Genomic DNA, 26,207 nt, shown 5'->3' with positions numbered 1-26,207 from the left:
ACTACTTTTTGGCGGCTTTGCGCTCGTCGCGGATGCGGGCGCGGTCCATGGCCGCCTCGACGGCCGAGAAGCGGCAACCACAGTAGTTCTGCCGATACATGCCCAGCTCGCGCGAACGACGCGTGGCCTCGGGATAATACGGGCGAAAATCGCGAATCACCGGGATGAGACCATGTGCCGCCGCCAAGCGCTCAAGCACATCGTTGCAGGTTTCGAACAACTGATACGGCGAGACGGCGAGCGTCGTACCCACAAACTCAAACCCGCACTCCTGGGCCACACGGCATGCCTCGGCCAGGCGCAGGGCATAGCACGCACGACAGCGACGGGGTCGATCGGCGCCCAGCGGGGCCACGCCGGCCTCCCAGCGCTCGCGGTCCTCCCCCGCCTCGATGAGCTCGATGTCGCCATCGGCACACCACCGGCGCAGCTCGTCCAAGCGGCGCTGCCATTCATCGCGCGGCTGAATATTGGGGTTGGTCCAGCAAATCGTGGGCTCAAACCCCTCCTCACGCAGCAGACGAACCGGCTCAAGCGAGCACGGCGCACAGCAGGCGTGCAACAGCAACGGCTTCATGGACATCTCCTCCCAATCTTTGCCCAGGATAGTCTTTTTGGGACGGGGCTATTTTGACTACTTTTGACATAAAGCAGTCAAAAATACCCATCTCCAAAAAGTAGTCAAAATAGCCCCGTCCCAAAAAGACTAAAAATAGCCCCGTCCCAAAAAGACTACTGACCAAAAAAGCGCACGCCAAAGGACGTGTCCTCGCAGGCGACAATGCGGCGGTCGCGCAAAATGGTCCGCACGTAATACCAGTCGCCCACACAGCCCGACAAATGCAAGCCGGCTGCCAGGTAGCACAGCAGCGGATAGCCCGAAAACGCAAACCCCAGGGTAAACGCTGTCGTCACGACAACCGTCGGCGCCAGACAAACTGCCACGTACCGCCGGCGCGAATACACCACGCCCTCGGCGCAGGCGTAAATCATGCACGTCTCGAGGTTCGCCCCAAAGGTCACGTGCGCACCGGCGGGCGCAAACAGCTTAAAGAACACGCCGTGCACCAACTCGTGCACGGCAAATGACGCCGCCGAAACCGCAGCCAAGCCGACTATCCAGCCCAAGACAGCCGTCCAGCCACCCGCGTCAGCCGCATCCAAGTCCGCGGGCCCACCCAGCAGCATAAACACCGGCACCAGGCACACGGCAAATGCGCCAAGCACGGCCATCCCCCACACAAAGCAAGCGTGCAGGAAATCCTCGTCTTCAAACGCATGTATGTTGGAAATCTCATTCATAGCATCTTAGGATAGCGCCCCTGCCACGTACCCGTCCGCATGTGCGATAATGTCGAACGATATGCACGAATTGACCACCGCGTCGCCGAGCCCCGCGCCCGGCCACGCTCTCACCATATGCGAAGGAGTCCCATGGCATCCAAATACTCCATGAACGACCGTCCCAACTGGCCTCGCCGCGCCATCGTCACCGCCGGCGAGCCCTATGGCAACAAGGGTCTTCACTTTGGCCACGTTGGCGGCGTCTTTGTTCCGGCCGACTTCTTCGCCCGCTTCCTGCGCGACCGCCTGGGCCGCGAGAACGTCATCTTCACCTCGGGCACCGACTGCTATGGCTCGCCCATCATGGAGAGCTACCGCAAGCTCAAGGAGAACGAGGGCTACGATAAGTCCATTAGCGAGTATGTCGAGTCCAATCACTCCCGCCAGGCCGCGACCCTCAACAACTACAACATCAGCTGCGACATCTACGGCGGCTCGGGCCTTGAGCCGGCGGCCCAGATTCACAACAAGGTGACCGCCGAGATTATCGAGCGCCTGCACGAGCAGGGCACCATCTCCAAGCGCTCTACCCTGCAGTTCTACGACGCCAAGGCCGGCACGTTCCTCAACGGTCGCCAGGCCATCGGCCGCTGCCCCATCCAAGGCTGCAAGTCCGAGAAGGCTTATGCCGACGAGTGCGACCTGGGCCACCAGTTTGAGCCCGAGGAGCTCATCGCGCCCAAGAGCCAGCTCACCGGCGAGGTGCCCGAGCTGCGCCCGGTCGACAACCTCTACTTCGACCTGCCCGCCTACCTCGACTTTATGAAGACCTACACCGCCAAGCTCGCCCAGAACCCGCAGGTTCGCTCCGTGGTCTCCAAGACCATGGAAGAGTGGCTGCTGCCGGCACAGCTCTACATCCAGAACAAGTTCCGCGAGGCCTTCGACGCCGTCGAGGATCAGCTTCCCGAGCACACCGTGCTGGAGCCCGAGGGCAACAAGAGCAGTTTTACCGTCACCTTCCCCAGCTGGAAGGAGCGCGACGACGCCCACGCGGTGCTCGCCAACGGCGGCGTGCGCTTCCGTAGCGGCAAGGCGCTCGTGCCCTTCCGCATCACCGGCAACATCGACTGGGGCGTTCCGGTGCCCGAGGTCGATGGCGTGACCGATGTCACCTGCTGGTGCTGGCCCGAGAGCCTGTGGGCGCCCATCAGCTACACCCGCACCGTGCTCGCCCGCGATGCCCGCGCCGCCGGCGTGACCGAGGGCGTCGCCGCCCAGGACGCCGCCCTTATGGGCGAGCCCGCCGCCGATTCCACGCAGGTCCCCGCGCCCACCTACCAGCACAGCTCGCTCGACTGGCGCGACTGGTGGTGCTCGGACGACGCACAGATCTACCAGTTTATCGGTCAGGACAACATCTACTTCTACTGCATCGCGCAGACCGCCATGTGGGAGGCCCTGGGTTGGAACCTCACGCAGAGCACCGTCAGCGCCTGCTATCACCTGCTCTACATGGGCAAAAAAGCCAGCTCGTCCTCGCAGACGCCTCCCCCGCCGGCAGACGACCTGCTCAACCACTACACCTGCGAGCAGATGCGTGCGCATTGGCTGTCGCTCGGCCTGTCCGAGAAGCCGGTGAGCTTTAGCCCCAAGGCATATGACACACGCGTGACCGGCAAGGACAAGGACGGCAACGAGGTGCGCGCCTGCGACGACAAGCGCGTTATCGACCCGGCCCTTAAGGAGAGCGCGCTTTTGACCGGCGTGTTCAACCGCCTGGCCCGCAGCTGCTTCTACGGCGTCGCCGTCAAGGAGGGCGACGAGAGCCCCTACCGCAACGGCTGCATCCCCGCCGGTGCCGCCTCCGCCACCGTGGTCGAAGCCGCCGAGCAGGCAGCTCTCGCCTTTGAGCAGGCCATGTACAAGTTCGAGACGCACCGCGCGCTCGCCGTGTGCGACGACTACCTGCGTGCCGCCAACAAGCGCTGGAGCGACGCCTCCAAGGCTGCCAACAAGCTCGAGGGTGGCGAGGCAAACGCCGCAATGACGCAGGCACTGGTCGACGCCTTTACCGAGCTGCGCGTGGCGACCGTGCTCATGCACGGTATTGTGCCGGCCGGCTGCGAGCTCATCTGCGAGTACTTCGACGTTGATCCGGTCGCCTTCTTTAGCTGGGATAACATCTTTGCCTCCACGGATGAGTTTGTGGAGAGCCTGGGCGAGGAGCCCGGCGAGCACCGCGTGAAGCCGCTGCCCCCGCGCTTCGACTTCTTCAGCAAGCACGAGAGCCAGTACTAGACAAACGCCAAGGCAGACTAGTCAATTTGGGACGGGGCTATTTTAGCTACCCCGTCCCAAATTTAACTGCAACGCCTGCCGAAACGGACGGGCAGCTAAAATAGCCCCGTCCTAAATTGACTACTTTTAATGGAATGGGAAGGAAAGACGGATGTCCAAGCCGCGTCGTCGTAAGCAGAAAAAGCAGGTTAAGCCCGAGCTCAAGCTTAGGCAGTTTGCCGCTACCGAGCTTTCCGACCAGCTTGCCGCCCAACACTCCGCCGCCGACCTGCCGCGCTTTATGATCGACACGGTCGCCGGCGCCTATGCGCCTGCCGATGCCGAGCTCATGATCGAGGGCTTTGGCGCCGCGGCGACACGCCCGGTCACGCTGCGTGCCAACACGCTCAAGGCGACCGCCGAGGACATCGCCGCCGCGCTCGACGCAGCCGGCATCGCCCACCAAACCGTTGCCTGGTACCCGGACGCTTTCATCCTGCCCGAGGCCCAGGTATCCGATCTGTGGGATCTCGACATCTACCGCAACGGCAAAATCTATCTGCAGAGCCTGTCGTCCATGATGCCTCCTTTGGTGCTGGGCGCTCAGGCCGGCGAGGATATCCTGGACATGTGCGCGGCCCCCGGCGGCAAGACGACGCAGATCGCCGCCCTCACCCAGGGACAGGCGCACCTCACCGCCTGCGAGATGAGCATTCCCCGCGCCGAAAAGCTCGAGGCCAACTTGGGCCGCCAGGGCGCCAAAAACGTGCCCGTCATGCGCACCGACGCACGCGAGCTTGACGAGTTCTTCCGCTTTGACCGCATCCTGCTCGACGCCCCCTGCACCGGCACGGGCACCGCCATCAGCGGCAACGAGAAAAGCCTGCGCGGCCTGACCGAGCAGCTGCTCTGCAAGTGCGCCCGCTCTCAGCGCGCGCTTCTGGACCGCGCCATGGGCGCCCTCAAGCCAGGCGGCACGCTCGTCTATTCCACTTGTTCGATCTTGCCGCAGGAAAACGAGGACGCCCTGCAAGAGGCCCTCGACAAACACATGGACTGCGAGCTCATCCCCCTCGACGGCACGCCGAGCGAAAGTGAAACGCGTCGCGCCCAGGAAGCTGGCGAAGAGCCACGCGTCGAGAGCAACGCCCTCACCGAGGCCATCGCCACCGGCCACGTCTCGACCGTCGCCAACGGCATGCCCGGCACGCTGACCATCCCGCCCAGCCGCGACTTTGAGGGCTTCTACATCGCTCTGATCCGAAAACGCAGCTAGCGCACGGACCAACTCAACAAGCTATCTCCGTACGCGCTTGTCCTGCTGGTCACGGTGCTGCTTAAGTGCCTCGCGTTCCTTGCGCTCGGCTCTTTTGCCCTTAATGGCCGTAACCACAAAGTAGATGACCGCGGCGGCTACGATTGCGCCCACGCATAGGCCAATCGAGCCCAATAATGTCGAGATTTCCATACCGCGTCACCTCTCTTTTGTATACGGGACATCCAAGATAGCACCTCGATTCCCGCCACCACAGCTCCTTCACGTTCGCGGCCCTTCAGTCTAACGGATGGCGCGGCGGGGAAAAATCAACTCGTCAAACGTTTTAGCAACGTAGCGCCGGTCGCACACTGCCGACCGCACATTATAGAAACGGACCGCAATGGATTCTCTCAACGATTTGAACGAGCGTGTTGACGCTTTTGTCGCCACCAGCTCCTTCGACACGCCCGCCGCGACGAACGACCAAGCCCCCATCGATGTTCCCGCCGAGGTTCACGAGGACATCGTCGCCTCGGTCGATTTCTCAGAGGTTGAGCTTGCGGACGAATTTACCGAGCCCCAGGTGGCCGTAACCCCCAGCGGCCTTTTGCCCATGGAGCCGCTGCCCATCGATGGGCGCCTGCGCAAGGCGGCCCTCCGCATGCCCGATGAGATCGAGGAGGCCAGCGGCTTTACGCTCTTTGGACGCCGCATCAAATCGCTCATCTACACCACCGACGTGGCGGTCATCCGCAACTCCAATGCCGACGCCGTGTTTGCCGTCTACCCCTTCACGCCGCAGCCCGCCATTACGCAGGCGCTGCTGACTGTTGCCGAGTGCCCGGTCTTTGTGGGCGTTGGCGGCGGTACCACCACCGGTAAGCGCTCCGTGCAGATGGCGGCCGTCTCCGAGATGCAAGGCGCGGCGGGCTGCGTGGTCAACTCCCCCGCTACCGCCGAGATGGTCGAGCACATCACCAACATCGCCGACATCCCCGTCATCGCCACGGTCGTTCGCTGCGATGACGATGCCCACGCCAAGGTGCGCGCCGGGGCCAAGATCCTCAACATCGCCGCCGGCAAAAACACACCCCAGGTCCTACGCGAGCTGCGAGAACACTATCCCAGCCTGCCGCTCATCGCACCGGGTGGCAAGACGCCCGAGAGCATCCGCGAAACCATCGCCGCCGGCGCCAACGCTATCATCTGGACGCCGCCTTCGGCCCAGCAGCTGCAAACCGACATGATGGAGCGCTACCGCAAGATGAAGGAAGACGCCACGCCTGTCATCTCGCGCGACGATGTGCCCATTATCGACCAGGTCGCCGCCGCCGAGATCAGCCAGGTCGAGAACATGAATCCCGACGTGCCGATTCCCGACGAGGTCATCGAGCGCGTCGCCTCGATCCACGATCATATCGAGGAGCGTCGCGCCAACCGCGGACTCAAGCCCTCGCTACACGGTTTCTTCTTCCGTGGAAAGAAACGCTAGCCGCAACAGCAAGGCCCGCCCCGCAAACAACGGGACGGGCCTTTTTCTGTTATCAAATGTCAGGAGGACAGGCGTAGCCGTTAAAACCGTCAGCCAGCCCACAAACGTTAGTCCACGCGCTTGTCGCCCATAAAGAAGAGCGCCACCGTACCAGGTCCGGTATGCGAGCCAATCAGAGTACCGATGTCATTAATCTCAATCTTGCCTTTAAGCTGCGGAATCTGTTCCTCTATCAGCGCCGCAACTGCCTCGGCATCCTCGCGACACGCCGAGTGCGACATGATGCACTTACCCGAATAATCCGCACCGCCCTGCACGTGTGCCATCATGGTCTTAGCCATCTCGGAAATCGCACGCTTCTTGGTGCGAATCTTCTCACGCGGCGCCAGCTCACCTTCGCAATCGACCGTCATAAGCGGGCAAATCTTGAGTGCCGTGCCGATGATCGCGCTCGCAGCCGAAATGCGACCGCCGCGCAGGTAGCTCGACAGATCGGTCGAGAAGAACCAGTGGTGCAGGTTGAGCTTATGCTCCTCAATCCAAGCGGCCGTCTCGTCGAGCGAAGCGCCGCCATCGCGAACGTCGGCGGCACATTCCGCCAGCAGGCCAAGGCCCGAAGACGCCGCCAGCGAATCGATGACGCGCACCTTGCCGCCCTGGGGATAGCGATCCGCGAGCATCTGCGCCGCAACGCAGGCCGATCCATACGTGCCCGAAATACCCGACGACAACGTCAGGTGCAGCACGTCTTTACCCTCGGCAACAAACGGCTCCCAAAACTCCTCGTACTCACCCACGCTCACCTGAGACGTCTTGGGCATGGCGCCCGCGGCAATCTGAGCAAAAAACTCGTCCGGCGTAATCGACTGATACAGATCGTCCGTATAGACAACATCGTCGATCTCGTAATGAAAACACACGACAGGAATATTGCGCGACGCAAAGAACTCACGGGTTCGATCGGCGGCGGATTCACAGGTCAGGACAAAATCACTCATATGAGGCTCCTTACTCATCGCTGCGCAAATTATCGCACAGCATGCGTGAATACGGTACAAATGTCCGTTATTTACCAAATTGAACCAAAGGTAGTGAACATCTTTACCGTCATCATCTCTAGCGATCCCGGAGGTATGCGCCTGCAAAAACGACCCTACGTCTCCACTCAACCGCCATATCTACCTCAACTAAATCGATTTAGCAAACCGTTCGGCCAACAATTCAATCTCCTAACCCCAATCGAAACAAAAGCAGCGCATACTGATAAACGTTTGACGCTGTTTATCAGTTTTACCAACCACATCGGAAGGTGTTTCATGGTCGCATTCGATCGCAATCCGCAAGACTTCAAGTATCTGCGCCTGCTGTCGAGACAGTTCCCCACCGAGCAATCCGCATTCACCGAGATCATCAACCTCTCGGCCATCCTCAACCTGCCCAAGGGCACCGAGCATTTTATGAGCGATGTGCATGGCGAGTACGAAGCCTTTATGCACATCCTCAACAACTGCTCGGGCGTCGTGCGCGAGCATGTCGACGAAATCTTTGGCGACACGCTCTCCTTTAACGAAAAGGGCGAGCTGTGCACGCTCATCTACTACCCGCGCGAGAAGATCGATCTGGTCCGCAGCCGGCACGAGGACTCGCCCACCTGGTACAAGACCATGCTCAACCAGCTCATTGTGGTTGCCCGCTCGCTTTCGAGCCGCTACACCCGCTCCAAGGTACGTAAGGCCATCCCGCGCGATTACGCCTACATCATCGACGAGCTGCTGCACACGCATCCGGACGAGAACAACTACCGCGTGCGTTATCACGAGCGTATTATCGAATCCATTTTGGAGACCGCCAGCGCCGACGACTTTATCGAGTCGCTCGCCTCGCTCATCAAGCGCCTCGCCGTCGACCACCTGCACTTGGTGGGCGACATCTTCGACCGCGGCGGCGGCGCGGCCAAGATTATGGACCGCCTGCTCACCTATCATTCGCTCGATATTCAGTGGGGCAATCACGACCTGTTGTGGATGGGCGCTGCTGCCGGCGAGCCCGCCTGCATCGCCACGGTGCTACGCAACAACCTGCGCTACGACAACTACGAGATTCTCGAGAACGACTACGGCATCTCGCTGCGCGAGCTTGTCGCCTTTGCCAACGCCACCTATACCGCCGGCGAGCCCATCAGCCCGCTCATCAAAGCCATCAACGTTCTGCTCTTTAAGCTCGAGGGCCAGATTATCCAGCGCCACCCCGAGTTCGACATGGCCGACCGTCTACTGCTCGACAAGGTCGATCACGATGCCGGCACGGTCACCCTCGCCGACGGCAGCGTGTGGCCGCTCACGACTAACGACTTCCCCACCGTCGATCCGGCGGACCCCTACACGCTCACGCCCGAGGAGCAGCACATCATAGACAAGCTCGTGTCCGAGTTTGTCACCGCCGATCATCTGCATCGCCACATCGATTTCCTCTATACCCACGGCTCCATGTATAAGGTCGCCAACGGCAATCTGCTGTTCCACGGCTGCGTACCGCTCAACGAAGACGGCACCTTTAGCAGCATGAACTGCCTGGGTACCTGGCACGCCGGCCGCGATTATTTTGATTTTTGCGACTATATCGCTCGTCGCGCCTGGCGCGTCGGCGACCGCGATGCCCTCGACTGGATGTGGTACCTGTGGATCGGCTTTAACTCACCCGCCAGCGGACGCGTGGTGCGCACCTTCGAGCGCGCCTACATTGCCGACAAGAGCACGTGGGTCGAGCCGATGGACCCGTACTACACGCTCACCACGTCCTCGTCCGTTTGCGACGACATCATGCGCGAGTTTGGCGTCGCCCCCATGGCTTGCTCGCCGACGGGCCATATCATCAACGGCCATACGCCCGTCAAGACCACCAAGGGCGAGCAGCCCATCCGCGCCAACGGAAAGTTGCTGGTCATCGACGGCGGTTTCTGTCGCGCCTACCACCCCAAAACGGGCATCGCCGGTTACACGCTCATCTCGAGCTCGCGCGGATGCCGCCTTAAGTCGCACCAGGCCTTTACCAGCGTTGCCGAGGCGCTCACCCGCAATGTCGATATCGAGAGCGAGACCAACCGCTTTGACGAGGCCGACCGGCGCCGCATGGTGAGCGACACCGATACCGGCGTCAAGATTCGCAGTCAGATCCAAGACCTGCGCCAACTCCTCGATGCATATAGAAACGGTGCTATCGAGGAGCGCGCCTAGCCCCGCCTACGGGGATTGGTTAAACTTGCTGGGTTTGTCATCCCCGCGGCGCCCCGGCGCCACCCTAAGGCAGGTACCATGCAAAAGCTCCTTGCGCAGATCATAAAGTTTGGCGTCGTCGGCGTCGTTGCCACCGTCATCGACTTTGGCATCATGAATCTGCTCCACTACGGCCTGGGCCTCAACATCTTGATCGCCAACACCAGCGGTTTTATCGTCTCGCTCATCTTTAACTACGTCGCGAGCATGAAGTACGTGTTTGCACACAAGGAGGGCATGAGCCGCCGCCGCGAGTTCATCATCTTTGTCGTGCTATCCGTTATTGGCCTGGCGCTCAACGACGGCATCGTGCTTGCCCTCAACGCCGGCCTGGGCCTCGAGGCCAATATCGCCAAGATTTGCGCTACCGCACTCGTCATGGTCTACAACTTTGTAACGCGAAAGATCTTCCTAGAGGGCGAGCAGACCAAATAGCTCGGCCTCCTCGTTGCACTACGGGGACCTGCGGATGACGCGCGTCGAGCGCTGTTTATTCGTGGGCCTTGCTCGTTTACGGGAAGATTTGCAGCGTTTGCGGATTTCCACTTGAATATTTGGCGAGTTCGTATAGTTCTTGCCAAAGACCTTACGTTTGCCATGCAAAAGCTCTAAAGTATCTCGTTGCTCGATTCATCAACGCATTGGATGTGATTACGTGCGCAACGCGCTGGCACAACCTCATACCAAGCAGTTCCTCAAGTTCGCTGTCGTGGGTCTTATCTCCTTTGGCGTCGACTGGGGCATGCTTATTGCGCTCGTCGAGCTGTTCCACCTCGACTTTTTGATGAGCACGACGGTCTCGTTTACCACGTCCGTCGTGGTTAACTACTGGCTCAGCATGAAGTACGTGTTCGACCATCGCGAGGGCATGAGCCGTAAGCGCGAGTTCACGATCTTTACCATCCTGTCGGTGATCGGTCTGGGCCTCAACGACCTGTACATGTTTGTGGGCGTCACGTTTTTGAGCATCGGCTACCAGGCCATGAAGGCCATCGCCACGTTCCTGGTCACCTGGTACAACTACTTTAGCCGTCGCTTTTTCCTCGAAGGCGCACGGTCGTAGACGGCCCAACATACCCTTGCATTCGCAACCGGTTGGAATTCTCGTTCCAACCGGTTTTTTGTTTGCAGAGAGACCCGGCGGCCCAGCCCCATTCGCATAAAAACGGGCGGCTCGGATGTTGGTCCGAACCGCCCGTTTGGCGTGTTATGTCAAGGCATTTAACCCGTTACGTAATACCAGACCACGCTGTCGCCATTGGAGAGAACGTAGTTGCTGCACGCCGTGTTGGGCGTCACACCGTTAACGGAGTACATCCAGCCGCTTGTACCACCGTGCTCCTTCTCGGCCAAACCACCGATAGCGGCGACATACGTGCCGTACGATGAGCCGTGCGCATTTACGGAAAGGCCCAGTGCGCACAAAGCATCGTAGGGGGTAGCGCCCTCGTTGAAGGTGAACGTACCGCCAGAAGACACCGGGTTACCCACGGCACTCGACGTCACAGAGACCGTCACAGTAATGTAGCCAGGCTGCTGCGAGCTGCCCTGATTGCCAGCAGAGGCGCTGTCGCCGTTGGATGCAGACCCACCGCCAGACACCGAGCCGCCGCCCGAAGAGGAGCCGTTTGAAGAACTCGATCCACCAGCGGATTCGGAGCCCTGTCCGGCAGACGCGTTGTTGGACTTCTTGCCGCCCTTGTCTTCGGACTTCTTCTCTTTCGAATCCTTGTCTGACTTCTCGTCCGAAGACTCGGAAGCGTCCTTGGAATCCGATTCATTCGAATCCTTGGACTCGGAGTCCACAGCGTCAGAAGACGAGGAGCCCGCTGTCTCCGTCTTGCGAGAGGCAATAGAGCCAGAGTCGGCAACGCTCCTCCCCGCCACGGCCCGAGCGATCCAATCGATGGACCAGGCGCCGCTGGCGGAAGGGTGAACAAAGCCCAGTGAGACGACAATCAGTGCGATGCAGACGGCCGTCAGAGAGCCAAGCAGCGCCTTGCGCCGAGAGGCGGACGCCGCCGAGGCGGCGCCCTTTTGCTTAGCATCGTCGAGCTGAATGAACGACGAGTCGGGTTGCTTGGAGTCGGCATCCTGAGGTTTATTGGACACAGCTCTCACCTACCGGCGCTTGGTAAACACGAACACGCCAATGACCGCAAGCCCGATCACGCCGGCCGCTACGCCGACAATGGCGAGCGGGTTGAAGCCAGACTGCTGTGCCGGAGCCTCAGCGGACTTCTTAGCGGTAGTCGCGGCAGCCGAGCCCGTATCGGACTTGGAGCTGGACTTCTTATCAGACTTCTTGCTGTCCTTCTTGTCGGACTTGTCGGAATCCTTCTTGGAATCCTTGCCGTCCTTGGTCTCGGTCGTGGTCGACGACACCGGCTTCTGCCCAGGCGAAACAGCACCGCCAGTCTGCTGGCCATTTGTGCCGTTACCGGAGCCAGAACCAGCACCGGCATTACCCGAACCGCCATTGGATCCGCCATTGCCGCTATTGGAGCCAGAGTCACCGTTGCCGCCAGGGGTAACGGCATTCTTGGTCCACTTAGCGTAGAGCGTCATGTCGGCCGTCACCGCAGCGCTAAAGTCATACGCCTTGGTGCAGGCAGCATCGGTGTACCAACCGGCAAAGGTGTAGCCCTTGCACTGCGGCTTAGTCGAGGGCTCCGTCACCGCTTTGCCTTCCTTCACGCGTTGAGAATCGGGCATCGCCGCATCCTTACCGTTGGCGTCGAACGTCACAGTATAGCGTTTGACCCTTTGGCCATTACCCTTGACAGCAAACAGCTTGCCCGAGTCATTGACATAGTAGAGTGAGCCATCGGATCCGACCGAAATAGAAGCCATGCAGTACTGCTGGTCGCCCGCCGCGGGCGTATAAAGCAGCTCGGCCTCGTCGTCGCCAATACGGTAGCGATAGATGCCGCCCGGGTTGTTGTTAGACGTAAAGTAGACGTACGTCTCGCCATTCTGGACAGAAACGACCGGCTGCGACTTTACATCACCGCCGCCCGAAGCCCCCTGACGAATATAGCTACCGTCCGCCTTGCAAATGGAATAGTCCACGGCAAGCGTCTCGGCATCAATCACTGCAAGCTGACCGTAGTAGTACGTGTACTTGTTCTGATAGCCGCCCATAAAGGACTCGGTCGATGCGCCTCCGACCACAATTTTGCCGTTGACCAACACCGGCGTCGAGGTCGAGCTGCTGCCAAACGAAACCTTGCCGAGCTCAGAAAGCGCTCCGTCCGTTCCAACCAAAAGCTTATGCAAAACGCCATCGGCACTTACAACATAAGCGATTGACCCATCGACCAGCACCGTCGTGCGCACGCGCTCGGCAATTTTGAGCGACGCAACGGTCTTTCCAGTTTCGGGGTCGACCGTGCTCACCGTACCGGAATCATCTGCGATGACGCCATAATTGCCCGAGAACGCCAAGCCGGCCCAGTAGTAGCCCTTGCTGTTCTCGTTCTTATGCTGCCACATAACCTTGCCATCGGAGATGCGCACGCAGAGCAGGTAGCCGTCGCTCGAGTCGGACCAGCTGGCCGATGCCGTCCCAAAGTAAGCAAAGCCGTCACGAACCGTAATGGACGCAAGAGACTGCTGGGCACCATCGGGACCAGCAGGCAACTCATCGGTTACCCAAACCGTCGCCAGGGCATCAACCGTCAGCGCCTGCAGACGACCGCTCGAAAGCGGCACGAGTATCACGCCGTCGGCGTATACCATACGCGAGGTCGAATCGATCTTTGCCGCCAAAGGCGATTCGGCAACAGTCTCACCCGTATCGACATTCTTCTTTAGCAGTTTGGAGCCAACGGCCACGTAGAGGTAGTCACCGACCAGCAGCGGGTCGGAAATACCCTTGCTCCATTCGCTCGAGCCCTTGAGCTCGCTCACCCATTTTGCCTCGGCGTCCTTCGTGGGCACAGGAGCATCGGTTACCTTGTTGGCGCTCGTATAACCAGGCCAATCGCTGTCCCAGTTGGGACGTGCGGCGCTCGGGTTCAAAACTACGCCGTCAAGCGGTTTTTCACTATCGGACGCGTAGACATACTGGATGTCGTCGCCGGGCTTGAGCACAGCCTGGTCGGCACCAACCTTGGAATATTCGCCATTGACGTAGAGCTGCCAATAGCGACCCGTCGCCTCATTCGAACCCAGCTTTCGACCGTCGGTCGACGTAATGCTCTCCAGGAGGAAGTAGCCGTCCTTCTCCGGCGTCTTCAGCTCGTACCCAAGGCCCGAAGCCTTCAGCGCCATCGACGTCAGGTCGGCAGCCGTCGCACCGCTCTGGAGCTTCGCGTCGTTGAAGGAGTACCAGACCGAAGTCTTCTCGTTAGCATCAGGACCAATCAGACTCAACGAGGCCTTGACTTTAGCCTGCCCAATCTCGTCAAGACTGGTACCAAAAGCGGAATAGTAGAGCACGACGCTATCGCCGGGGGCGAGGTGAACCTGGCCGGCGCCGACCTCAGGCGCCTTCCCGTTAACAAACAGCTGCCAGTACCTGCCTGTCGACACATCCCAGCCCAGCTTGCGACCATCCGCCGAAGTGATATCACTCAGATAGTAACTCGCCGTGCCCACACCGGTCGCGGTATGGGTCATGCCCTTTAGAGCGTCTTCAATCACATCGCCGGCAGTCGAGCCGTAAACGACACTCTTGGCGGAATCGGCCCAAACCTCGTCGTTGCCGTCGGCGTCGATACCAACGAGCTTAAAGGCAACGGAAATCTTGGGGTCGGAATGATCGACCGTACCAACAACGCGATACGTCGCCTTAACGCTCTGGTTAATGAGGCTCTGCAGCTTAGCGTTCTCGGGATGCGCCTTCGCCAGAGATTCGTACTTGGCGTACGTCAGGTTGCTCTCGACCGTAACAAGGGTATCGGCCTTGGGGCGCGTCACCTTTAGATTTTCGTTCGAGATGACCGAGGTGTCGCTCGTACGATACGTGCGCCAGTCGTTCCCCGACATCGCGTCGTATCCAGGAAGGTCTGCTGCCACAACGCCGGACAGCTTGCTGTCCTTACCCTTGCGGTACTCGATGCCGCCGTCTGCCGTAGGCACCGCCTCGGCAAAGGTCGACAGATTCTCGGTAACCGCGTCAACCGAAGCGTTATCGCCGAGCAGAGACTTTGCGTAGGCATCCTTGACCTGCTGCATAAATGCCACAGCTTGGTCAATCTCGGAATCGTCGATGGGCTTAACCTTGATGACGATGTCGCGCGTTACGGTTATGCCGTCCTTGGCAAGCGTAGCCGTAATAACTACTTCATTCGAGACGCCTTCGATATCGCGGGTAACGACCACGCGGTAGCCGTTGACCTTCGCAACAGCCTCATCGTTCGATGCATAGGAGAGCTTGGCGCCGGATGGAGCGTCGATACCAGAACGACGGGGCAGCTGGATGTCGCCCTCAACGGCATTGGCATCGATTACCTTTTGGGTAGCGAAATCCTTGAGCACAATGCGGTCAAGCGCAGCTGACAGCTCGGCCTTTTCGGCATCGATCTGCTCCTGAGTTTTCGCCTTGACGGTATAGGTGACAAGATAAGCCGTCCCGTTTGACGGGGCATTATTGTAGCCAGGAACCGCCAGCGAGAGCGTAGCCGTGAGCCAAGCAATCTGGTCGGTCATACCGTGGGTATACGTAACCGTCGGATCGCCGTAGCTGGAATTCACCTTGGCAACAGAGTCATCAAGACTCATCCAGTCAATAGAAGCAACCTTTATACCGTTGATGCTGATTGAGCCGGGAAGCGTTCCCTGCGTGACGCCCGCCTCAATCTCGTCGGGCAGACCCTCAGCATGAGCCCATGCCGCCTTAAGATAGGCGATGACCTTGCCACCATCCCATGCGAGCGTCGATGCGCGACCGGGCGTATACGACACGCTCGCGGAGCCAAGCGTCAGCGTATACGTCGGCGTAAACTGGCGAAGCAGCGAGTAATCAAGCGCGGAAGTCTTATCTGCAGGAGACAGGAAGAAATAGGAGATCTTTCCATCATCCGCGATGCCACCATCCTGCTTGGGATCGCGGCCGCCATAGGTTACGCCCGCAAGCGAAACCTTGATATCCGAGTAGCCTAAGTTGGCAAGCTTCGCCAAAAGCATGGAGCAGATGTTGGTATCGGTTCCCTGGGATGGATTGGGGTACCAGCCTGAATAGCCATCGGCCTTGAGCTTCGCAACCGCCTCGTCCAGCTTCTTCGCCTCATCAGACTTGAGGGCTTCGGGTTCGGCAGGAGCCTCTACGGGATACTTGAGGCTTGCCGTGAACTCGTAGTCGCCGGCGCCATACGTAACACGGCATGCGACATACTTGCCGGCAAGATTGGAGGTCAACTTGAGATCACGAGCAGTTGCGCCTTCGATAGCGGTGTAGCCCGACGCTGTCGGAGCGGCAGACTGGCTATTGCCGACATACCACTGATAGCCCAGCTGGTCGTACTCTGAGGAGAGAATCTCCTCGTCTTCGCCGAACTCGTCCTTGTAATAAGCTGCGACCTTAACGGTATCGCCAACCTTGGCGATACCGCTGCCAGAGGCAAGCCCGTTGCCGTCAGCATCAACAATTTCAGCCGAGTTAACGGTCACATATGCCGAACGTGCGGAAACGGCGACGGAGTCGGACGCATCGCCCTGCTCGGAAGCGACGGATACCGGCGCAGCCGAACCCTCTGTATTGACAGCATCACCAGCCGTCGCGCTATCGCCGCCAGCAGCATTTCCAGCAGAACCATCGGCAGAATCGCTCGCCGGCGCGCTGTTCGCGTCGGCGCCGGCGGCAACGCCCTCGTCGGCCGCCGCGCCCTCGCCGCCCGTCGCAGCCTGAGCCACAGACTCGGCAATGCCCTCGGTGCCCTCGGCCCAAAGTTGCGCCGGCGTGGTGCCAAAAGCCATGGCAAAAGCCAGGAACGCCACCAGACCGCGCTTGGCTATGCCGCGGGCAATCGCTCCATGACGACGCCACGAGGCGCGCTGGCACTCGTCCTCAAACATATCCATTTGTCTCCTACTGTCTACACTTGGAGCATTGCCCAGCGGCTGCCCCACGTCATCGCGCACATTGCGCTCGAGTACCCCCATCGGGGTCCCCCCTTCCCTCCAGAGCCCAACGCGTACCGGCGGCATGCGCCGCGGCCGCGTACAAGATGGGAGGCGATCCGACTTAACCTTACCGGCCCGGGCGCGCCGTCCGATCTGCGACGCGACCATCCCGGGCCAAGAGGAATTACGGTTACTGGTACAGCCGGGGACTTGCACCCCGATTCTCCCAAACACGCAGGAAAACCGCGCATTCGTGCGTCTCCGCACCACCATCTAGGCCATCGATTATTACTGTCGATATGGTAGCACGCAAAAGGGCCCCGCACACAGGCAAAGCCCAAGGTAAAAGCTATGGTTTGCGATAGGAAGGACTGTCATCGGACCTTGCAAGAACAGCCCGTTTCAAAACTATGCCGGTTTACGGGGCTAATTCAGCACTTCGCAACCATATCTGCCATTTTCGAAAACCAACGACTCATCTACCTGCGGTTTTAAAAGCGCGAATTTCGGTATGCTCGAGGTTCGGTGCTCCAGCCCCGTAAACCGGCATAGTTTTGTTCGGACCAGCCCACGCCGGCGCGACGCAAGGCAAAATGATCCGTTTTCCTCCGTCCCCCAGGGGCCATTAACGCTTGCCGCCGTGACTGTTACGCCAGATCTCGCGGCCCAGCATCAGCGCCAGCACCAGCGCACTCACGTAGCCCATAAAGCCAATGACCGGAATACCGAACACAACCGGCTCGATGCGCGCGTAGTACACCACCGACGAGCCGATAAACAGGCCGGCAATCACAATTGCCATCGACATGCGGTCGATAATTCCACCCAGCTGTCGCAGCGCCTTATCGCTGCTCATGATCTGCGTGTTCACCTTAAGCTGGCCGCGCGTGAGCATGCGCGACGCCAAGCCCAGATACTCGGCCGCCTCGAGCGAGCCTTTTGCCGCGCGATAGCTGCTCGCGGCAAGATCGTGCCCCATTTCGCGGACGCGCGCATAGGTGCTCTTCTCGTTTTTGATGTGCGTCTGGATGATCTGGATCATGTTGACGTCGGGCATATACTCGGTCAGCAGACCCTCGAGTGTCACCATGCCGCGCGCGAACATCGTCACCACGCTCGGCAATTCAACGTCGTTTTTGCGCGCCAGATTTAACAGCGAGGTCAAAAACTCGCCAATATCCAGGTCCTTAAGATCGAGCCCTGCAAAGTCGGCGACGATAAAGTCCAAGTCGGACAAAAAGGCCGAATGGTCGAGCTCGGCAGAATCGCCGCGCGTCACGGCAAAGCGCATAAGCGAATCCTTGAGCTTGGGAACGTCACCTTCGGCCACGGCGAAAATCATGTCCTTGACGATACCGCGGTCGTGACTCGACATGCGCCCGACCATGCCCAGGTCGATAAAGTAGACGATGCCGTCCTTGAGGATGATGTTTCCCGCATGCGGGTCGGCATGGAAAAAGCCGTCGTCGAGCACCTGCGTCGAGTAGTCCTCGACGATCGCGGCGCCAATCTTTTCCAAGTCATAACCCTCGGCCACCAGGCGCTCGGGATCGGCAATGGAGATACCGTCGATGTAGTCCATGACCACGACGTGTTCGGTGCAAAGGTCCAAGTAGGATTTGGGACACGAGACGCCATGCACGCTTTTGTGGAAGTCATAGAAATCGTTGAGGTTTTTGGCCTCGGCCAAAAAGTTGGTCTCCTCGCGAAACGAGGTCCACAGCTCTTCGACCACGCCATGCAGATCCACAAACTGATCAGTGTTGACGAACTTGGAAACGATGCGCACCACCGAACGGATGATGTCGATGTCCTGAGCCATCACCTGCTGCGCACCGGGGCGCTGTACCTTAACGGCCACGTCCTCGCCGGTCACCAGACGGGCGCGGTGTACCTGCGCGAGCGACGCGCTACCGAGCGGGTTGGGGTCGATCGCGTCGAACATCTGCCCCAGGCGCTGACCGTATTCCTCTTCCAAACAGCGGAGCACTACCTCATACGGCACCGGCTCTACGTCGGAGCGCAGACGGCGCAGCTCGTCGCAAAACCGCTGCGGCAAGATCTCGGAGCGGTTGGCCAGAATCTGCCCCATCTTAACGAACATGGGACCGAGCTCTTCGAGCAGACGACGCAGGCGCACCGGCGTGAGGTTGTCCCACACGCGATACTTTTTTATCAGGCGAACGATCTGCCCAATGCGCTCACGACGGCCTGCCGGCGTGAGCTGGTATTCCTCGTCCGGCGCCATCGCGTCGGGCTCCTCAGGGACCATATCGACAGCGCGCGGCTTCTTGCGAGCGCCCGAGACGGCGGCCTCGACCTCGTCGACAACCGCCGTCTCGTCACCCAAGGGATCTTGATTGTTGTAATCGGTGGTGGAATCTGCCATCTGCGCTGCTACTCGGCCTCTTCGGCGTCCTCTGCATCGTCGGGCTCAACGGACTCGACGGGCACCGAGGTCACGTTGTCCTCGACCGAATCGACGATGTCGCGCACATGGGCCAAAAAGGCCGTGCGCTCGGGGGCGGTCATGACGCGCACGCGGGCGAGGATGAGCTCGTCGAGCACGCGCTGGGCCGCAGTCTCGCCCTGCATGCCCAAGCGCTCGGTCAGGTCGGAGATGGTGCCGCCGGCCTGCTCGAACATGTCGGACACGCTGCGGGCGATATCGGGGGTGCCGGCGTCCTTGCGCACCTGCTCGCCCTTGGCATTGAGGTCGTCGAGGACCTTCTTGCCGCCCTCGACGGCAACGGCGGCGGCGCCGAAGCCCACGTTGATGGCACCGTTAACAAGCTGATCGAATTTCATAACCATGGTTGGCTCCAATCGTGAACAACTTCATTGGCCTACTTGTACCCAAGATTGAGCAAACGACACAAAATCGTTTGTCACCGGGATAGAAATCGAGCGAGGCAAAGCCTTTGACGGCGTTTGCCTCGCTCGTTCGCTGCAATGTTATCTTTACCTTACGTTATCGTTCATCGCGAAGGAATTCTTCATGGCGCAGCTCGTGGTGTAGAGCACCTTACCCAACAGGGCATCGGTCTCCACGCGCACAAGCTCGGCAAAGGCCTCGTTGGCGCGGGCGAGCTCGGCGGGCACCTCGGCCTCGGGCAGTACGGATACGGCAGCGTCAACGTCGTGGATCTGCTTGTGGCCCATGCCGCCGACCTTCTCCTGATAATCCTCGACCGCGCGACCGCACTCATGGAAGCGGACATCGGCCAAGGCGCCAATCAGGCGATTCGCCCAATAGAAATTCTCGGACGTCACGCGAGCCTGCGTGTCGGCATAGTACTCGGGCATGGTCTCGACATTGGCGTACAGCGGCACAAGCGCGTTAAACGAGTTAGAGCCAAACGCCATCCACTGCACGGCGCGATACGCCGGCTGCGCATAGGGGCGCAGCTGCAGCACGGCGAGCTGGCTGTTGCGGTTGATGCCGATGGGACGATAGGCGCCGCGCGTGGCGGGCGTACCCTTGCTGCCGTAGCAGTCGTACTCCGTGCCCTGGTAGTGGCTCGAAAGCACGTACTTGATGTCCTCGAGGGTCACCTTGCGCTCGGGCACGCGACTCCAGGGAATGTCGTCGCTCTCGGGCGTGTAGTCGGCGTCGGGACCGTCCCACGCATCGCTGGGGTTGAGGCAGCGCTGCATGTACCAGGCGCGCGGTGTGTTGTAGACGTGGTCGCTGTCGCTGTGCGAACCAAAGGCCTCGCGCGGGTTAAAGACCGCGGCGGGACCGTCGCCCTCGACACCCAACGTCAGGTCCAGATGCCACTCGGCCATCCAAGTGCGTAGGTCGGCCGAGCACATGTGGTCGACCTGCGCGCCCTCGGCATCGTCCAAGTCAAAGCTGTCGATACCCAGCTGGTTGGGCATGGTCACATAGGCGTCGTCGGGTACGCGCTTGGCGATCCAGTGGTGGCCGCCGATGGTCTCGAGCCACCAGATCTCGTCAACGTCACTAAAGGCGATGCCGTTGTTCTCGTAGGTGCCGTAGCACTCGAGCAGGTCGCCCAGAATGCGCACACCGTCGCGGGCGGACTTGGCGTATGGCAGCACCAGGGTCACCATGTCCTCCTCGCCCAAACCACCGGGCTGCGCCGGCACATAGCCGTCCTCGCCCTCGTTACCCTTGGCGGGCACGTAGTCCACGAGCGGATCGGCGCCGCGGACGCGCTCGTTGGTGGTGAGCGTCTCGGTTGCGGACATGCCAACATTGAGCTCGTTGAAGCCGGCCTCGGCCCAAATGCCATGACCCGGGACAACGTCGGGGACGCTTGTGTAACGCATGGGATTGTCGGGCAGCTCAACGGTCAGGTGGCTCAGGACACTCGTGTAGACACGCGGCTGCTCGTCGGGATGCACTACGCGCATGCGCTTGGGCTCAAATACCCCATTGGGCGAGTCCTCGTTGCGGGCAACCAGCGTCGACCCGTCATAGCTCGCGTTCTTACCGACCAAAATCGTTGTGCACGGCATGCGCATCCTCCTTGAGCGAAAAAATCAAACGGCAATAGTGTATCGCTTCGGTGCAAAAAGGGCGAAACCACAGCCTCGGCAGCCCCCGTGGTCAAAAGCCTATTTCGATGTGCGCGCGGCCGCTTCGATCACGTGTTTGGCGAGAATCGCGGTGGTCACAGCCCCCACGCCGCCCGGCACGGGCGTGATGGCGCCAACGATCGGCTCCGCAGCATCAAAATCGACGTCCCCGACCAGCTTGCCGGCGGCCTCGTCCCAGTTAATGCCCACATCGATGATCGTCTGGCCCTCGCGAACCGCATCCGCGCCAATCGTGTGCGCGCGCCCAACGGCCGCAACCACAACATCAGCCGCACGACACTCGGCAGCAAGGTCGCGCGTATGCGTATGGCACGTCGTCACCGTGGCATTGCGAGCCGTAAGCATGGCGGCAACGGGACGACCAATCACCAGAGACCGACCGACGACCGCGACTTTGGCTCCATCCAGCTCAACACCGCAATGGTCCAGCAACGCCAACACGGCCTCAGCCGTGCAAGGAGCAAAGCCCTCGCCTCGCCCCGAAAGCGTGGTAAGTAGCGAGGCCGGCGTCATGGAGTCGACATCCTTGGCGGGATCGAGTGCCGCGGCAACCGCATCCTCGTCAATCCCAGCGGGCAGCGGGCGAAACACTAGGCAGCCATGAACGGCGGGGTCGGAATTGATGTCCTTAATAGCCGCCAGCAGCTCATCCTGTGAAGCATCGGCGGGAAGCAAAACGCGGCAAGCCTCGATGCCAACCTTCTCGCAGCGCTTGAGGGCGCCGCGCTCGTACGATAGATCGTCCTCGCGCTCGCCCACACGAACGATGGCCAGCGTCGGCACAACGCCGCGTTCGCGCAGGACGGCGCAGCGAGCAGCGAGCTTCTCGGTCAAGGCACGGGCAACGGGAGCCCCTTTGAGCAGCTCGGCCATGGCTATCCCCTCTTCCTAGCGGCGTCGGCGGCACGGCGCGCCAGCGCATCGGCGCGCGGCAGCCACGTATCCAACAGATCATCGCACGCCGCCTCGAGCTCCTCGGCGCGTGCCCGGTCTTTCATAGACGTAGTGTTGGCAAAGAGCGTCAGGCTCGCACCCTGCATGGCGGCGCGGCAGAACACGGCGCCGCAGGCAACGTCGGACAGCAGCTGGCGCGACCCCTTGTCCGCCATGTCCTCGAGCAGCGCCAGCGCGCGCCCGCAGGCATCCATAATGCGATACGGTGGCATAGCCGCCACGTGCAGCGCATCCTGAATCGCAGCCGGTCGAGCCGGATCCTCGCGCGAAATACCGTACGCCGCGGACACCTGCCCATAGGCACGAACGTCCTCGGCGACCAACTCGACAAGTTCCTGCGCCAACTCATCCGCCCGGGCAAACGCGTGCGCCAAATCGTCCGCTCGATCGGCAAGCGCAGGGTTCGTCGCCCCGTAGCGCGCGACCATCCCGCACAGCGAGGCGCCCAGCGCGCCCACAAAGGCGCTCGCGCTACCGCCGCCGGGAACCGGCTCGCGCGCGGCAAGTGCCTCGGCAAATCCGCGACAGGTTTTATCCATCATCTCTTGGCTCATACGCACGCACCTTCAAGTCATATAGATCGGTCGGGCGGCAACCGCCGGCCAACTGTATCGATCAAGTAATGGTGCTAAGTCTAGCCCATAAGCACATGAGCGTCAGCGCATCTGGCCATCGCGGATTTCTATGACACACGATAGGCGTCAGCACCGCAAGCATGGGACACATGGCCCAGCCGAGCGAGCCGCCCGCGCGTACAGTAAAGGCAGGTAATCCATGGGCGATTACAGATGAGGAGACACGACTATGAAAAACTTTCTTATGCCGGTAGCCGACGAACGCGAGGATGCCGGATGCCGGAACCACCCCAAATGTGGCAACAGTACGAAAACGGCAGGCACCCCAACACGTCCGCCCGCCGATTTATTGCGCCGCGCAGACAATTAAACCGGCTTCTTTAAACGTCTGGGCAGTATAGTGGCCACAACGAGCGCGCAGCCGCACCCTGCGAATGGAGGAGTTATGACCGAACATCACGCCATCAGTCGCCGAGCGTTTACGCTGGGCCTTGGACTTGCAGCGTTGTCGCCTCTGGCAAGCCTGCCCGAAACCGCCATGCTGGGCATTAGTCCGCGGACAGCCTTTGCGGACGGCACGGCCGATCCAGCGGCCAGCCTCGACAAGTTCGTCATTCGCCTTCGCCCCGCGGGCTATTTTCGCACCGCGAGCGTCAACGAAGACGGCAACGTCATCGGCAACGTCTGCCACCTATTTAATGACGGCACGTCCAGCAAGCTCATCCTTGAGCACGTAGCGACCGATACAGATAATACAAAATGGTATGCCATCCGCACCCTGCTCAATTTCGAAGAGCACAAGAAGACGGGCTACAGCATTTGGTCGGTCGATGGCGACTCGGACGAAGATGGAAAGGTCATCCACGTATGGAGTGGCGAGCATGACGACAAGCCCAGCCGCTCTTTTGCGTTCGACCGCCAGCAAGACGGAACCTACATCATCCGAGACCGCACAAACGAGGACAAAGACTTTAATTACCTGGCCATAGAAAAGGACGGCAAAGACCAAGACGACAACAAGATCTGCCACAAGAGGACGAGCATTCCGTGGGAACTCGAACTTGTCGGTTACGACATGGGCGAGATCAATACCACAGTTAGCAGTATCGACTGGACCACGTATAGCAGCTACGTCGACGGACCATGTTGGATGAGCCACGTCGACAACAACAAATACCTCGACGAGCTGAGCATCCCGGGCACGCATGATACGAGCACCTGCAGCGTCGACAACGACACCGAGCCCCAAACCTCGCTTGTAAAGTGCCAGCAGGATTACATACCCACGCAGTTGCTCGAAGGCATTCGCTATTTTGATATCCGACTTGGAGGGAACAACGAGCACGACGACCCCGGTATCGTCCATGGAGGATGCTACCTGTTCAAAAAAGACGGGCACTATATGCAGCTCTCCGATGTCATCGGTTACTTCAAAACATTTTTGAAAGAAAACCCGTCAGAAGCGCTCATCATGCTTGTGTCACGAGGCAACAACGAAGCCACCGACGAAAGTGCTACGACGGCTTTCGCCAAGGTTTTGGGCAATGATCCCAATCTGTTCTATACGTCGAGCCACGTTCCCACACTGGGCGAGGTGCGCGGAAAGATCGTCCTGCTGCGTCGATTTGGACTCGCCGGCAGCAGCGTAAGCGGCCACACATGGGGCCTCGACCTCACCGAATGGGACAAAAAAATCGCAGCACACTCAGACAGCTCCTCTATGTGTCTCGTCCAAGACGTGCGAGGCTTTGAGACCACGGGCAATGCGGGCGACAAAGAGCCCTATTGCACAAAGGTATATGCCCAAGACCATTACAGCTGCACGGGATCCAGTAAGATAGCATGGGTCGATAGCGCCCTGAAGGCAGCGTCCGAACTCGAGCGCAACACCGTAGATATCACTGCCGCGGATGGAACAACGATGCAGGCAACGGAGCGCTGCTGGTCTATCAACTACACCAGCTGCACGCAAAACAACCCTTTTACCGCAGCGCGAGTGGTCAACGAGCATCTGTACAAGAGCCCGTACATCAATCCCGACGGCACCGAGGATACAGAGCCAGATTACCTCAAGCGCATTGGCATCATCGCATCCGACTTTGTTGATGCAGCGCTGGCCCGGAGCATCTATCAGCGCAATTACGATACGGAGCACAAGCAGACGGCTTCGTACCACCTCCCGACCCGCATGCGCATGACGTACGGCGACTCGCTGAGCGATGCCTCGCTCCAGGATGGCAAGACCGCTGGCGAGGGCTATTTCCGCCTCGTCGACAGCAGCAACGTACTCAACGTGGCGGCTTCGGGCCATGTGTTTGAAATCGTATATGTGGATGTCGACGCCTTGGGCAACAAGACCGTTACGGCGCTGCGGGGCTCCGTGCCCATCGATATCGATCCGCGCGCGTTGACACCCCATTTTAAGGGGCTCGAGGGCCTTAAGGCCGGCGAGGACGTGCGCGCCAAGATTACGGCATCACTCGAGGGCAAGCTCGAAAACGATGCCTGCACCGCCCAACTCGAGTTTATGCACGATGCAAACGGCGCTCCGGGAACGGCGATGGCCGAGGGTGAGGCATTTGCCGCGGGAACGTACTGGGTGCGTGCGAAAAAAGACCTGTTGGGCGACGCGGCGCAGAACTACACGCTCGCCAGCGACGGAGCCGCAAGCTTTACCGTAGCGGCCTCGGACAGTGCAGGCGGCGCCGGCGCCAACGCGGGCAGCGCGAACAAGAACGGTAAGGGCAACAAGGGCAAGGGCTCGGGCGGAAAGCTCGCCGACACGGGCGACGGCTCTGGCATTGCCGCCGGGCTCGCTGCCGCCGCCATAGCTACAACGGTCGCCGGCGCAGCAATGCTTGTCAACGACCGCGAAGACAGCGAAGGCGCTAGCGAATAGGCAAGCCGACCGTTTGGACACATCGACTCAATCGGGGGCGCAGGATACCGTTCTGCGCCCCTAGCTTTTGCAGATGAGTGAGCAGCGTGTCCAGCGCACTCGCAGGTCGAGCGCTCAGCCGCTGCGTCGTCCAATGCACAGCCGCAATTTTAGCCCGAACGTCGCTATCGGCTACATCACCGAGTTCGGCACGTTCACGAGTTCCTGAGCCTGGGAATGACTGCTCAGCCTGTAGGAACAGGCGGTCAGCAACCTATTACGGAGGAGCACGCGCTTACCCTTGACCCTGTTGACACCCGTAATGTCCTTGAGGTAGACGATCTTGGTATGGGTACCGAGGAAGTTGTTCTTCACGACCGCCTCGATACGATTGGGGTAGATGCTTATTCCCTTGAAAACGCCGGCACCCTTATCGTGAAACAGCACGTGTTGTTATCCACGCGCGCCACCCCTATGGAGTTCGATAAAAACATCTCTATGGCCACATTTTAGTCACCGCAAACCCTCTTCGCGGTCGTGCGCAGAGCACCAAAATCGTGTCCGCACGAGGCTTTAAGCT

Annotated in this window: 19 protein-coding genes; 7 read left to right on the top strand and 12 right to left on the bottom strand. The window is 60.1% G+C overall.

Annotated features, from left to right (window positions below):
• Position 1: 1 nt before the first annotated feature.
• Positions 2-577 carry an epoxyqueuosine reductase QueH gene (locus ACTQ1S_RS00610; protein ID WP_441546805.1) on the bottom strand — a complete coding sequence of 192 codons (576 nt, stop codon included), beginning with the start codon at positions 575-577 and terminating at the stop codon, positions 2-4.
• A 155-nt stretch (positions 578-732) separates the two neighbouring features.
• Complete coding sequence (locus tag ACTQ1S_RS00605; protein WP_441031447.1) at positions 733-1,302, bottom strand: DUF3267 domain-containing protein; 570 nt, start codon at positions 1,300-1,302, stop codon at positions 733-735.
• Between the two features lie 132 nt (positions 1,303-1,434).
• Between ACTQ1S_RS00605 and ACTQ1S_RS00600 the strand changes: the two genes are divergently transcribed.
• Together ACTQ1S_RS00600 and ACTQ1S_RS00595 are read left to right on the top strand one after the other, a co-directional pair.
• Positions 1,435-3,585 carry a class I tRNA ligase family protein gene (locus ACTQ1S_RS00600; RefSeq protein WP_441546804.1) on the top strand — a complete coding sequence of 717 codons (2,151 nt, stop codon included), beginning with the start codon at positions 1,435-1,437 and terminating at the stop codon, positions 3,583-3,585.
• A gap of 151 nt (positions 3,586-3,736) precedes the next feature.
• Positions 3,737-4,840 (top strand): RsmB/NOP family class I SAM-dependent RNA methyltransferase, encoded by a 1,104-nt coding sequence (locus tag ACTQ1S_RS00595; RefSeq protein WP_441546803.1) that lies wholly within the window; start codon positions 3,737-3,739, stop codon positions 4,838-4,840.
• A gap of 21 nt (positions 4,841-4,861) precedes the next feature.
• Here the strand turns inward: ACTQ1S_RS00595 and ACTQ1S_RS00590 are convergent, their stop codons facing one another.
• Positions 4,862-5,032 (bottom strand): hypothetical protein, encoded by a 171-nt coding sequence (locus ACTQ1S_RS00590; protein WP_441014875.1) that lies wholly within the window; start codon positions 5,030-5,032, stop codon positions 4,862-4,864.
• A gap of 190 nt (positions 5,033-5,222) precedes the next feature.
• Here ACTQ1S_RS00590 and ACTQ1S_RS00585 point away from each other — a divergent pair, with 190 nt between their 5' ends.
• On the top strand, positions 5,223-6,314 hold the full coding sequence (locus ACTQ1S_RS00585) for a hypothetical protein (protein ID WP_441063467.1): 1,092 nt from the start codon (positions 5,223-5,225) through the stop codon (positions 6,312-6,314).
• A 107-nt stretch (positions 6,315-6,421) separates the two neighbouring features.
• Here the strand turns inward: ACTQ1S_RS00585 and ACTQ1S_RS00580 are convergent, their stop codons facing one another.
• Positions 6,422-7,312 carry a DegV family protein gene (locus ACTQ1S_RS00580; protein ID WP_427728969.1) on the bottom strand — a complete coding sequence of 297 codons (891 nt, stop codon included), beginning with the start codon at positions 7,310-7,312 and terminating at the stop codon, positions 6,422-6,424.
• A 318-nt stretch (positions 7,313-7,630) separates the two neighbouring features.
• On the opposite strand from ACTQ1S_RS00580, the gene ACTQ1S_RS00575 reads away from it, so the two are divergent.
• From ACTQ1S_RS00575 to ACTQ1S_RS00565, 3 genes are all read left to right on the top strand, one after another.
• A complete protein-coding gene (locus tag ACTQ1S_RS00575) occupies positions 7,631-9,547 on the top strand; it encodes a fructose-1,6-bisphosphatase (RefSeq protein WP_441546802.1) in 1,917 nt (638 codons plus the stop codon).
• A gap of 78 nt (positions 9,548-9,625) precedes the next feature.
• Complete coding sequence (locus ACTQ1S_RS00570) at positions 9,626-10,021, top strand: GtrA family protein (protein WP_427728966.1); 396 nt, start codon at positions 9,626-9,628, stop codon at positions 10,019-10,021.
• A gap of 220 nt (positions 10,022-10,241) precedes the next feature.
• Positions 10,242-10,649, top strand: coding sequence for a GtrA family protein (locus ACTQ1S_RS00565; RefSeq protein ID WP_370450581.1), 408 nt, complete (start codon positions 10,242-10,244; stop codon positions 10,647-10,649).
• Positions 10,650-10,807: 158 nt separating this feature from the next.
• On the opposite strand, the gene ACTQ1S_RS00560 is transcribed toward ACTQ1S_RS00565, so the two are convergent.
• From ACTQ1S_RS00560 to ACTQ1S_RS00530, 7 genes are all read right to left on the bottom strand, one after another.
• Positions 10,808-11,698 carry a DUF4430 domain-containing protein gene (locus ACTQ1S_RS00560; RefSeq protein ID WP_441546801.1) on the bottom strand — a complete coding sequence of 297 codons (891 nt, stop codon included), beginning with the start codon at positions 11,696-11,698 and terminating at the stop codon, positions 10,808-10,810.
• A 9-nt stretch (positions 11,699-11,707) separates the two neighbouring features.
• Entirely contained in the window at positions 11,708-16,612 is a 4,905-nt protein-coding gene (locus ACTQ1S_RS00555) for an InlB B-repeat-containing protein (RefSeq protein WP_441546800.1), read from the bottom strand.
• A gap of 667 nt (positions 16,613-17,279) precedes the next feature.
• Complete coding sequence (locus tag ACTQ1S_RS00550; RefSeq protein WP_441546799.1) at positions 17,280-19,043, bottom strand: ABC1 kinase family protein; 1,764 nt, start codon at positions 19,041-19,043, stop codon at positions 17,280-17,282.
• Between the two features lie 8 nt (positions 19,044-19,051).
• A complete protein-coding gene (locus ACTQ1S_RS00545) occupies positions 19,052-19,468 on the bottom strand; it encodes a hypothetical protein (protein WP_154515830.1) in 417 nt (138 codons plus the stop codon).
• A gap of 147 nt (positions 19,469-19,615) precedes the next feature.
• Positions 19,616-21,139: a C69 family dipeptidase gene (locus ACTQ1S_RS00540; RefSeq protein ID WP_441546798.1), complete on the bottom strand. Its 1,524-nt coding sequence runs from the start codon at positions 21,137-21,139 to the stop codon at positions 19,616-19,618.
• A 99-nt stretch (positions 21,140-21,238) separates the two neighbouring features.
• The gene (locus tag ACTQ1S_RS00535; protein WP_441546797.1) at positions 21,239-22,093 is read right to left on the bottom strand and encodes a bifunctional 5,10-methylenetetrahydrofolate dehydrogenase/5,10-methenyltetrahydrofolate cyclohydrolase; all 855 of its coding nucleotides are present in this window, start codon (positions 22,091-22,093) and stop codon (positions 21,239-21,241) included.
• A gap of 2 nt (positions 22,094-22,095) precedes the next feature.
• The gene (locus tag ACTQ1S_RS00530) at positions 22,096-22,728 is read right to left on the bottom strand and encodes a cyclodeaminase/cyclohydrolase family protein (protein ID WP_441546796.1); all 633 of its coding nucleotides are present in this window, start codon (positions 22,726-22,728) and stop codon (positions 22,096-22,098) included.
• Between the two features lie 466 nt (positions 22,729-23,194).
• Between ACTQ1S_RS00530 and ACTQ1S_RS00525 the strand changes: the two genes are divergently transcribed.
• Positions 23,195-25,648, top strand: coding sequence for a phosphatidylinositol-specific phospholipase C (locus ACTQ1S_RS00525; protein ID WP_441546795.1), 2,454 nt, complete (start codon positions 23,195-23,197; stop codon positions 25,646-25,648).
• Positions 25,649-25,819: 171 nt separating this feature from the next.
• On the opposite strand, the gene ACTQ1S_RS00520 is transcribed toward ACTQ1S_RS00525, so the two are convergent.
• Complete coding sequence (locus tag ACTQ1S_RS00520; RefSeq protein ID WP_441546794.1) at positions 25,820-26,074, bottom strand: hypothetical protein; 255 nt, start codon at positions 26,072-26,074, stop codon at positions 25,820-25,822.
• Positions 26,075-26,207: the final 133 nt, after the last annotated feature.

Origin of the sequence: Collinsella sp. LCP21S3_D3, from assembly GCF_052118305.1 — a bacterium.
Taxonomy (GTDB): Bacteria; Actinomycetota; Coriobacteriia; order Coriobacteriales; family Coriobacteriaceae; genus Collinsella.
The sequence above is the reverse complement of the archived record's forward strand: the minus strand, read 5'-3'. Positions and strand labels throughout refer to the sequence as shown.

Bases quoted from the DNA above. Each gene is read 5' to 3' on its own strand.
- ACTQ1S_RS00610 (WP_441546805.1), bottom strand. From the start codon at position 577: ATGAAGCCGTTGCTGTTGCACGCCTGCTGTGCGCCGTGCTCGCTTGAG.
- ACTQ1S_RS00605 (WP_441031447.1), bottom strand. From the start codon at position 1,302: ATGAATGAGATTTCCAACATACATGCGTTTGAAGACGAGGATTTCCTG.
- ACTQ1S_RS00600 (WP_441546804.1), top strand. From the start codon at position 1,435: ATGGCATCCAAATACTCCATGAACGACCGTCCCAACTGGCCTCGCCGC.
- ACTQ1S_RS00595 (WP_441546803.1), top strand. From the start codon at position 3,737: ATGTCCAAGCCGCGTCGTCGTAAGCAGAAAAAGCAGGTTAAGCCCGAG.
- ACTQ1S_RS00590 (WP_441014875.1), bottom strand. From the start codon at position 5,032: ATGGAAATCTCGACATTATTGGGCTCGATTGGCCTATGCGTGGGCGCA.
- ACTQ1S_RS00585 (WP_441063467.1), top strand. From the start codon at position 5,223: ATGGATTCTCTCAACGATTTGAACGAGCGTGTTGACGCTTTTGTCGCC.
- ACTQ1S_RS00580 (WP_427728969.1), bottom strand. From the start codon at position 7,312: ATGAGTGATTTTGTCCTGACCTGTGAATCCGCCGCCGATCGAACCCGT.
- ACTQ1S_RS00575 (WP_441546802.1), top strand. From the start codon at position 7,631: ATGGTCGCATTCGATCGCAATCCGCAAGACTTCAAGTATCTGCGCCTG.
- ACTQ1S_RS00570 (WP_427728966.1), top strand. From the start codon at position 9,626: ATGCAAAAGCTCCTTGCGCAGATCATAAAGTTTGGCGTCGTCGGCGTC.
- ACTQ1S_RS00555 (WP_441546800.1), bottom strand. From the start codon at position 16,612: ATGGATATGTTTGAGGACGAGTGCCAGCGCGCCTCGTGGCGTCGTCAT.
- ACTQ1S_RS00550 (WP_441546799.1), bottom strand. From the start codon at position 19,043: ATGGCAGATTCCACCACCGATTACAACAATCAAGATCCCTTGGGTGAC.
- ACTQ1S_RS00545 (WP_154515830.1), bottom strand. From the start codon at position 19,468: ATGGTTATGAAATTCGATCAGCTTGTTAACGGTGCCATCAACGTGGGC.
- ACTQ1S_RS00540 (WP_441546798.1), bottom strand. From the start codon at position 21,139: ATGCCGTGCACAACGATTTTGGTCGGTAAGAACGCGAGCTATGACGGG.
- ACTQ1S_RS00535 (WP_441546797.1), bottom strand. From the start codon at position 22,093: ATGGCCGAGCTGCTCAAAGGGGCTCCCGTTGCCCGTGCCTTGACCGAG.
- ACTQ1S_RS00530 (WP_441546796.1), bottom strand. From the start codon at position 22,728: ATGAGCCAAGAGATGATGGATAAAACCTGTCGCGGATTTGCCGAGGCA.
- ACTQ1S_RS00525 (WP_441546795.1), top strand. From the start codon at position 23,195: ATGACCGAACATCACGCCATCAGTCGCCGAGCGTTTACGCTGGGCCTT.